This is a genomic window from Rhodocaloribacter sp. (genome assembly GCF_056451265.1).
In genome coordinates, this window is the sequence record NZ_JBWOPL010000090.1 from 25181 (window position 1) to 32777 (window position 7597).

The window sequence follows — 7597 nt, forward strand, 5'->3', positions numbered from 1 at the left end:
GGAAAGCATCTTGCCCCCAAAGCTCCCAGGCTCACCCAATCTTGCGATGAAGAATTACCCCCCCGTTGACGCGGTCAAAGGCAAGAAAGAGGACGTGCAGGCGATGTTCGACGCCATCGCCCCGCGCTATGACTTGCTCAACCGCATCCTCAGCTTCGGCATCGACCGGCGGTGGCGCAGGCAGGCCGTCGCCATGCTGCGCGACGAACGCCCCGCCCGCATCCTCGACGTCGCCACCGGCACGGGCGACCTCGCCATCGAAGCGCTCAGCCTCGATCCGGAGAAGATCGTGGGCGTCGACATTTCCGAAGAGATGCTCGGGGTGGGGCGTCTCAAAATCGAAAAGATGGGCCTCTCCGATCGCATCACCCTGCGCAAAGGCGACGCCGAACGCCTGCCCTTCTCCGACTCGCAGTTCAACGCCGTGCTCGTGGCCTTCGGCGTGCGCAACTTCGAAAACCTCGAAAAGGGCCTCCGGGAGATCGCCCGGGTGCTCAAGCCCGGCGGCGCGCTGGTCGTGCTCGAGTTCAGCCACCCCCGCGCCTTCCCCATCAAACAGCTCTATCATTTCTACGGACGGCACATCCTGCCCCGCGTCGGGCGCTCCCTCTCGAAGAACGAGGGCGCGTATCAGTACCTCCCGGACTCCATCGCCGCCTTCCCCGACGGCCCCGCCTTCCTCGACCGCATGCGGACGGCAGGCTTCGAAGACCTCCGCTGGAAACCGCTCACCTTCGGCATTGCCTCGATCTACAAGGGCGCCCTGCCCGGCTGACCGCTTCTGCCGGTAGCGCTATGCGTCTTTCTTCACGTTGTTGTTCCGGTACTTCGTCATCGAGCACTCGTTGACCTTCCCCCGCGTGCGATACTCGACCCGATCCATGAGCCGGCGCATGATGTGCACCCCGAAGCCGCCTTTCTTGTGCCGCCGGGCGAACTCGAAGATGTTGGGCTCCTCATACTGCTCCGGCTCGAAAGACTCGCCCTCGTCGCGGATGCGGATGGTCAGGCGGTCGGGCTTGACGATGACGGCGACGTCGATCTGATGCTCGCCTTCTCCCTTGTATGCATGCTCGATGACGTTCGTGCACGCCTCATCCACCGCGACCTTCAGTTGCTCGACCACGTCCGCCGGAAGATCCGCCTGACGGGCATGCCGTTCGACGAACTGGCGCACGTCCTCCAGGTAGCGCGTCGAGCTCGGGATCGTGATTTTATACACGGATTGGGCCACGGTTCTTTCGGGTTGATCGCTTCGGGTGCGGCGTTTTCATCGGCGCCGGGCTAGCCTTCGGCCCCCTTTTCCTGCCGAAAGCGTGCGAGCGCCTCTTCTTCGGTTTCGACGATGTCGAAGAGCATCGGGAAGCCGAGCAGGTCGAAGACGTTGTACACCTTCGGCTGGAGCGCGGCGATCTTGATGTCGCCCCCCTCTTCGCGCAGTTCCTCGATGTAGGCCATGAAGACCCCGAGACCGGCGCTCGATATGTACATCAACCCCTCCCCGTTGACCACGATCTTGCAGTGGTTTTCGCTCTGACAGCGTTGAATGGCGGCCTCGAGCTCGGAGGCGGTGTGCGCGTCGAGTTCGCCCTTGAGATCGAGCACCTGAACGTCGCCGTTCTTTCGGAATCCTACGGAAAAATTGCTCATGGGGAGACGATGTTTTATTTCTTGAACGTGGGAGGAGGATCCACCGCCGTTGGGGAGGGCTCCGGGCCCTCCAGGGCGAGGGGCACGGCGGCGGGCAAGGGTTGCGGAAGGCTTTCCACGGCGACGGCTTTGCCCATTTCGATGCCGTGCCATTTCAGCACGACGAGCGTCATGTCGTCGTCGTATTCTTTGCTGCCCATGAACGTGTGCAAGTCCTTGAGCAGCGTGGTGTGCAGGTCGGTGGCATCCTCGTGGCGGTTGGCGGCCAGCACTTCGAGCAGCCGGTCGTAGCCGTACTCCTCACCGGCTTCGTTGCGGCTCTCGACCACTCCGTCGGTGTAGAGCACGAACACGTCGCCCGGCCGCAGACGAACGCGCTCTTCGACGAGGACCTTGCGAAAGAGCGTCCCCCGGTCCAGCCCCAGCCCCAGCCCTCCGGAACGCAGATACCGCGCCTCCCCGTTGAGACCGATCACGGCCGCCGGACAGTGCCCCGCTCGGGCCAGGACGAACTCTTCTCTTTGAAGGTCGAGCACGCCATAGATTACGGAGATAAACACGTTTTTCTCCAGCGAGTCGGCCAGCGCCACGTTGGCGTGATACAGGAAGTCGCGCGGAGACGGCGTCAGGCGGCTCACGGCCTGGAAGATGCCCTGCATCTCGGCCATGTAGAACGCCGCCGACGTCCCCTTGCCCGAGACGTCGCCGACGATGAGCGCCAGGCGGTTCTCGTCGAGCTGGACGAAGTCGTAATAGTCGCCGCCGACTTCGAGCGCCGAGACGCTGGAGGCGGCCAGCGCGACGCCGGGCAGGACCGGGAGCCGCTGCGGGAGGAGCCTCATCTGCACTTCCCGGGCGATGGTGAGCTCACGGGTGAGGCGTTCTTTTTCGAGTTGTTCTTCGAAGAGGCGGGCGTTGTCGAGGGCGAGGGCGGCCTGGGCGGCGAAGACGCCGATGGCCTCCACGTCGTCGGGTTCGAAGCCGTGGGTGATCTCTTTCGTGGCGAAGAGGACGCCGAGCACCTGATCCCGCGCCAGCAGCGGCGTCACCAGGAGGCTGCCGATGCCGTCGCCCGGGCGCGCGTTGATCCGATGGTCGGCCAGCGCCTGCGGCAGCACCAGCGGCGCGCGCGTGCTCCGCACCTCTTCGAAGAGCGCCTTGACGTCCATGAGCTGCTCCACGCGCGCCGGCTCGATGCTCTGCGCCGCCACGATGCGCGGGCGAAACGCGCCCTCCTCCAGCACCGGCATCACCAGCCACGATGCCTGCGCCGAGCACGCCTCGATGGGCGAAGCGGCGATCGTCGTGAAGAGCTTCTCCGAGTCGAAGACCTGGCTGACCAGGTGCGTGAGCGAGTGCATGGTCGCCATCTCGCCCGCCTTTCGCTGGTAATCGCTCGTGGTGGGCAAATGAAAAAGCAGCGAGAGGAAGGCCGTCGTGCAATAGAGGATGCCGAAATAGACGGCCAGCCCGGTGAAGATCGCCAGGGGATAGCTGTAATAGAGCACCGCCTGCAGCGCGCCCGGCACCAGTTCGAAGCTGCCGCCACTCTCAACGTCGATGCCGGCCATGCCCGAGAGGAGAATCAGGAGCAGAAAAGCGATGCCGCTGATCGCCATTTTCCCTTTGAACGAGAGGGACACGATCCACGAAAGCCGGAACGAGTTGACGACCATGAAGACCACCGCCGGGATGATGGCCAGTCCCTGGATCAGACCCACCCCTTCCTGGGGCGACTTCATGAAGCCCGACAGCGCCGCGATCCCCATGAAGCCGATCATCAGATACCAGTTGCGCTGGCTGCTTTTGGTCCGCTTCACGAGCACGAGGTCGCGGAAACGCAACAGGAGAACGAAGGCGAAGGTCGCTTTCAGGAGCGCCAGCAGACTCACCTTGAACGGGGCGGTCGGCGCCAGCGGCAGATTCGTCTCGGGGCTGTAGCCGATCAGCCCCACCGGCGGGATGCGAGTGACCAGGTAGCCCAGCCCCACGTAGAGCGCGCCCAGCAGCAACACCGTCCAGAAGATGCGGCCCGGCGCGGGCGTGCGGTGTTGAAAGACGTGCGCCAGCAACAGCCACAACGCCCCGTAAGACGTCAGCACCACCACCTGATAGACGCCGGTGACGGTGGCCGAAGCCGGCTCGCCGGTGCTCCAGAGCAGCAGGTGGTAGCCGATGGCCAGCACGTAGCACGTCGCCCACAGCGCGCCCAGGAGAATATACCGTACCCGCATCCTCTCGGAGGAGTCGAGCGCCGGCGTTTGCGATTTAGCGAACCATTTGGACGGCATACGGTCCCGTGGCAATCCTGACGAGGTGGTGGTTACACCTGTGCATGAGATCCGGCGAAGGTCGGAGGCGTCCACCCACGGGCAGGCGCGACCGGCGTCCTCGCTCAAGCGCCGTTTTACTATCGAGCGTTCCCCTTTGTTACAGGTCTCGCCCCGGCGCCTCGAATCCCCAAGGTAAAGGTTTTTCCGTGCTTCCGGAAGGCAAGCCGAATCTTCGCGCGGAGGAGCCTCCCCGCGTATCTTGCGTAAATGTTCGAAACGTCGGGGTCGGGGTAACTTCACCCGACCCTGCGACGTACAGCCAGAACGCCGTAGTTCTTCCGGATCGAGGCCCCCCTCAACATGAAAAGACGTCGCATCGTTCGCATACAAATTTTCCTTCTGGTCGTGCTCACGGGGCTGTTGATCGTGCGCGTGATCAAAGGGCCGCCGAAGCCGGACGGGCTGATCGTCTTCGCGGACCTCGAGACGGGCAAACTGAGCCACGAAGCCTTCACCCTCGACGCCCCCGCCCCTTTCCTCGTCGAGGCCGCGGGCTCTTTCGAGACGCCGGCTCCGGCGAGTCCCCTGGCCGCCTACGGTTGGATCCTGCGCCGGGACACCCGTGAGCTCGCCTGGCGCATGGACCCGGCCCGCCTCGAACACGACAACGGCACGCTCGCCCACGCCCGCGACAGCCTCATGCTGCCCGCCGGTGTCTATGACGTCTTTTTCACCACCTACGGTCCCACCCCCGAATCCCGGCGCGGCGCCTCGTTCCTCGGCCTCAAACATCACTGGACGAACGACGAGGACGACTGGATGATGACGCTGACCCCCGCCGAGGCGGGGACCGAGGCCCGAACGATCACGGACGAGAAGGTGGAGGACCTCGCCCCCGGCGGCCCCGACCTCGTGTGGACCACCGCCCCGGCCGACCGCCGGAACCATACCGCGTCTTTCCTCTTCCAGGCCACCGACACGCTCATGCTCAACCTCTACGCCATCGGTGAGTTCTGTGGGGAGGACCGCCATCCGTGCGACTACGGACGCCTCGAAGACGCCGCTTCCGGCGAACGCCTCTGGGAGATGACCTGGCGCAACACCAAGGCCGCCGGCGGCTGGAGCGCCAACCGACGCTTCCGGGGCGACGTGGCGCTCCCGCCCGGCGTCTACCGCGCCTCTTTCGAGACCGACGGGCGGCACCATTACGACCACTGGCGCGCCAACCCGCCGTACGATCCCGCCGCCTGGGGCCTGACGCTCCACACCGACAACCCCGCCGCCGTCACGGCCTTCGACCCGTGGCGCATGCGCGAACCGCTCATCCTCCTGACCGAAGTGCCCAACGACGCCCTCCGCACCGCCCAGTTCGTCGTGACGCGCCCGATCCGACTCATCGTCTATGCCCTCGGCGAGATCAGCGACAGCGGCAGTCCGTATGACTATGCCTGGATCGAAGACAATGCGTCGGGACGCCGCATCTGGGAGATGACCCGCGACGCCTCGCAATACGCCGGCAGCGGAGAAGGCAGCAACCGCGTCGAGATCGCCTTCCTCAAGCTCGACCCCGGCACGTACACGCTCGCCTATCAGACCGACGGCTCCCATGCCTTCGGCGACTGGCGCAACGGCGAACCGCCGCACTCCGAGCGCTGGGGCGTCACCCTCTTCCCGTTCTCCCCGCGCATCGATACGACCGCTTTTCGCCTCCTCGAACCCGCAGAAACCGCCGAGGCGCCGTCCACCCCGCCCCTCGGCGCGGGAGAGCTGCTCTTCAAAAAAACACGCCTCGGCAACGACGTCCATCTCAGGTTTCCCTTCGAACTGGACCAACCGACCCGCCTCCACATCTACGCCCTCGGCGAGATCTCCGCGAGCGGGAGTTATGACTACGGCTGGATCGAGCGCGCCGACACCGGAGAGACGGTCTGGAAAATGACGCTGCCGGACACCGAGCACGCCGGCGGCGACGACCGCAACCGCCGCTTCGACGGCGTCATCACGCTGCCTCCCGGCTCGTACATCCTCTTCTTCAAAACCGACTTCTCTCACGCCTACGGCGACTTCGACGGGGGCGCGCCCGACACCCCCGAAGACTGGGGCATCACCGTCGAACGCCTTGACGATTAGACGCAAAGTTCAAGGACGATGCCGCGGGGTGGGTCTTAATTTCCCTTCCCCCCTCCCCAACCTCGCCTTCCCATGACGCCCACGCTCGAACTGACCCTGCACGTGCCGGAAGCCCTCCACGACCGGCTCATCTCGGGGCTGGAGGATTTCGGCTTCGAAGCATTCCTGCAGGAAGCCGACCGGCTGAAGGGATACCTCCCGGCCTCGCAATGGAGCGCCGATCGGCGCGCGCGTCTGGCGGAGTGGCTCCGCGCACGCGGCGTCGAAACACGCCGGGAGGAGCGGATCATCGAGCCGGAGGACTGGAACCGGCAGTGGGAGCGCTCCATCCGCCCGCTCCCCGTCGGGCCGTTCCTCGTGAGACCGACGTGGACCGAGACGCCGCCCGAACACGCCGAAAAGATCCCCCTCCTGATCGACCCGAAGATGAGCTTCGGCACGGGCTATCACGAAAGCACCCGCCTCATCCTCCGCCTGCTCCCCGACCTCATCCGCGGCGGGGAGCGCGTGCTCGACGCGGGGGCGGGCACCGGCATCCTGGCCATCGCCGCCGTCAAGCTCGGAGCCGCCGAAGCCCTCGCCTTCGACGTCGACGCGTGGACCGTGGAGAACGCCGCCGAGAACTTCCACCTCAACGCCGTGGCCGACCGCATCACGTTCCGCCTCGGCTCCATCGAGGTGATTCCCGAGACGGACTTCGACCTCATCCTCGCCAACATCAACCGGAACGTGCTTCTGGATCTGCTCCCTGCCTTCGCCGGGAAGGTCCGCGCCGGCGGCCACGTCGTCCTGGCCGGGCTGCTCCGCACCGATCGCGCCCGCATGCTCGAGGCCGCCGCGCCCCTCGGGCTCACCCTCCACCGCGAAGCCGAAGAGGGCGCGTGGTGGTCGGTCGTCTTCAAAAAATGACCGTGCGGCGCTTCGCCGTAGCCGTGCGGAAACCCGCACGAACGAGGTCGCGATCCGAACCCCGAAGCCCATGCGCATCGCCGTCATCGACGTAGGGACGAACACGGCGCTCCTCCTCATCGCAGAGCGCACGGCGGAGGGGCGGCTTCGATCGCTTCACGAGGAGAGCCGCTTCGTGCGACTCGGCGAAGGCGTGGACGCCTCGCGGCGCATCGGAGCCGCGGCGCTCGAACGCCTCCGCGCGGCGCTTCTCGAGTACCGGGCGCGGGCCGAGGCATGGGACGCGCGCGCGATCCTCGCGGCCGGGACGAGCGCCTCACGCGACGCCGAGAACCGGGACGAGCTCGTCGCCTTCGTGCGGCGCGAGACGGGGCTCCGGTACGAGATCCTCTCCGGCGAAGACGAGGCCCGGTGGAGCTTCGAGGGCGCCGCGTCCGCCTTCGACGAGCGAGACGGCCCGTGCGTCGTCTTCGACGTCGGCGGCGGCTCGACCGAGATCGTCGCCGGGACGCCGGGGGGCGCGCACGAGCCCGCCCGCCTCACCTTCCGCCGCAGCCTCGACGTCGGCGCGGTGCGCCTGACCGAGCGGTGCTTCGCCGCGCAGCCGCCCGCGCCCGACGCCGTCGACGCCGCCC

The 7597-nt window shown here is 66.2% G+C and carries 7 protein-coding genes; 4 read left to right on the forward strand and 3 right to left on the reverse strand.

The window, feature by feature from the left end; genetic code table 11:
* Positions 1 to 46 precede the first annotated feature (46 nt).
* Complete coding sequence (ubiE, locus tag AC1HIY_RS15115; protein WP_479577632.1) at positions 47 to 775, forward strand: bifunctional demethylmenaquinone methyltransferase/2-methoxy-6-polyprenyl-1,4-benzoquinol methylase UbiE; 729 nt, start codon at positions 47 to 49, stop codon at positions 773 to 775.
* Positions 776 to 793: 18 nt separating this feature from the next.
* Here ubiE and AC1HIY_RS15120 read toward each other — a convergent pair whose 3' ends face one another.
* From AC1HIY_RS15120 to AC1HIY_RS15130, 3 genes are read right to left on the reverse strand one after another with little or no spacing between them, the layout of a single operon-like run.
* Positions 794 to 1234 (reverse strand): ATP-binding protein, encoded by a 441-nt coding sequence (locus AC1HIY_RS15120; protein ID WP_479577633.1) that lies wholly within the window; start codon positions 1232 to 1234, stop codon positions 794 to 796.
* A gap of 50 nt (positions 1235 to 1284) precedes the next feature.
* On the reverse strand, positions 1285 to 1650 hold the full coding sequence (locus AC1HIY_RS15125) for an STAS domain-containing protein (RefSeq protein WP_479577634.1): 366 nt from the start codon (positions 1648 to 1650) through the stop codon (positions 1285 to 1287).
* A gap of 14 nt (positions 1651 to 1664) precedes the next feature.
* On the reverse strand, positions 1665 to 3884 hold the full coding sequence (locus AC1HIY_RS15130) for a PP2C family protein-serine/threonine phosphatase (protein ID WP_479577635.1): 2220 nt from the start codon (positions 3882 to 3884) through the stop codon (positions 1665 to 1667).
* Between the two features lie 399 nt (positions 3885 to 4283).
* On the opposite strand from AC1HIY_RS15130, the gene AC1HIY_RS15135 reads away from it, so the two are divergent.
* The 3 genes from AC1HIY_RS15135 to AC1HIY_RS15145 form a co-directional block, all read left to right on the forward strand.
* Complete coding sequence (locus tag AC1HIY_RS15135) at positions 4284 to 6053, forward strand: hypothetical protein (RefSeq protein WP_479577636.1); 1770 nt, start codon at positions 4284 to 4286, stop codon at positions 6051 to 6053.
* A 72-nt stretch (positions 6054 to 6125) separates the two neighbouring features.
* The gene (gene prmA / locus AC1HIY_RS15140; RefSeq protein ID WP_479577637.1) at positions 6126 to 6962 is read left to right on the forward strand and encodes a 50S ribosomal protein L11 methyltransferase; all 837 of its coding nucleotides are present in this window, start codon (positions 6126 to 6128) and stop codon (positions 6960 to 6962) included.
* 70 nt (positions 6963 to 7032) lie between these two features.
* A partial coding sequence (locus AC1HIY_RS15145; RefSeq protein WP_479577638.1) for a Ppx/GppA phosphatase family protein occupies positions 7033 to 7597 on the forward strand: 565 nt, incomplete at its 3' end.

Bases quoted from the DNA above. Each gene is read 5' to 3' on its own strand.
- ubiE (WP_479577632.1), top strand. From the start codon at position 47: ATGAAGAATTACCCCCCCGTTGACGCGGTCAAAGGCAAGAAAGAGGAC.
- AC1HIY_RS15125 (WP_479577634.1), bottom strand. From the start codon at position 1,650: ATGAGCAATTTTTCCGTAGGATTCCGAAAGAACGGCGACGTTCAGGTG.
- AC1HIY_RS15130 (WP_479577635.1), bottom strand. From the start codon at position 3,884: ATGCGGGTACGGTATATTCTCCTGGGCGCGCTGTGGGCGACGTGCTAC.
- AC1HIY_RS15135 (WP_479577636.1), top strand. From the start codon at position 4,284: ATGAAAAGACGTCGCATCGTTCGCATACAAATTTTCCTTCTGGTCGTG.
- prmA (WP_479577637.1), top strand. From the start codon at position 6,126: ATGACGCCCACGCTCGAACTGACCCTGCACGTGCCGGAAGCCCTCCAC.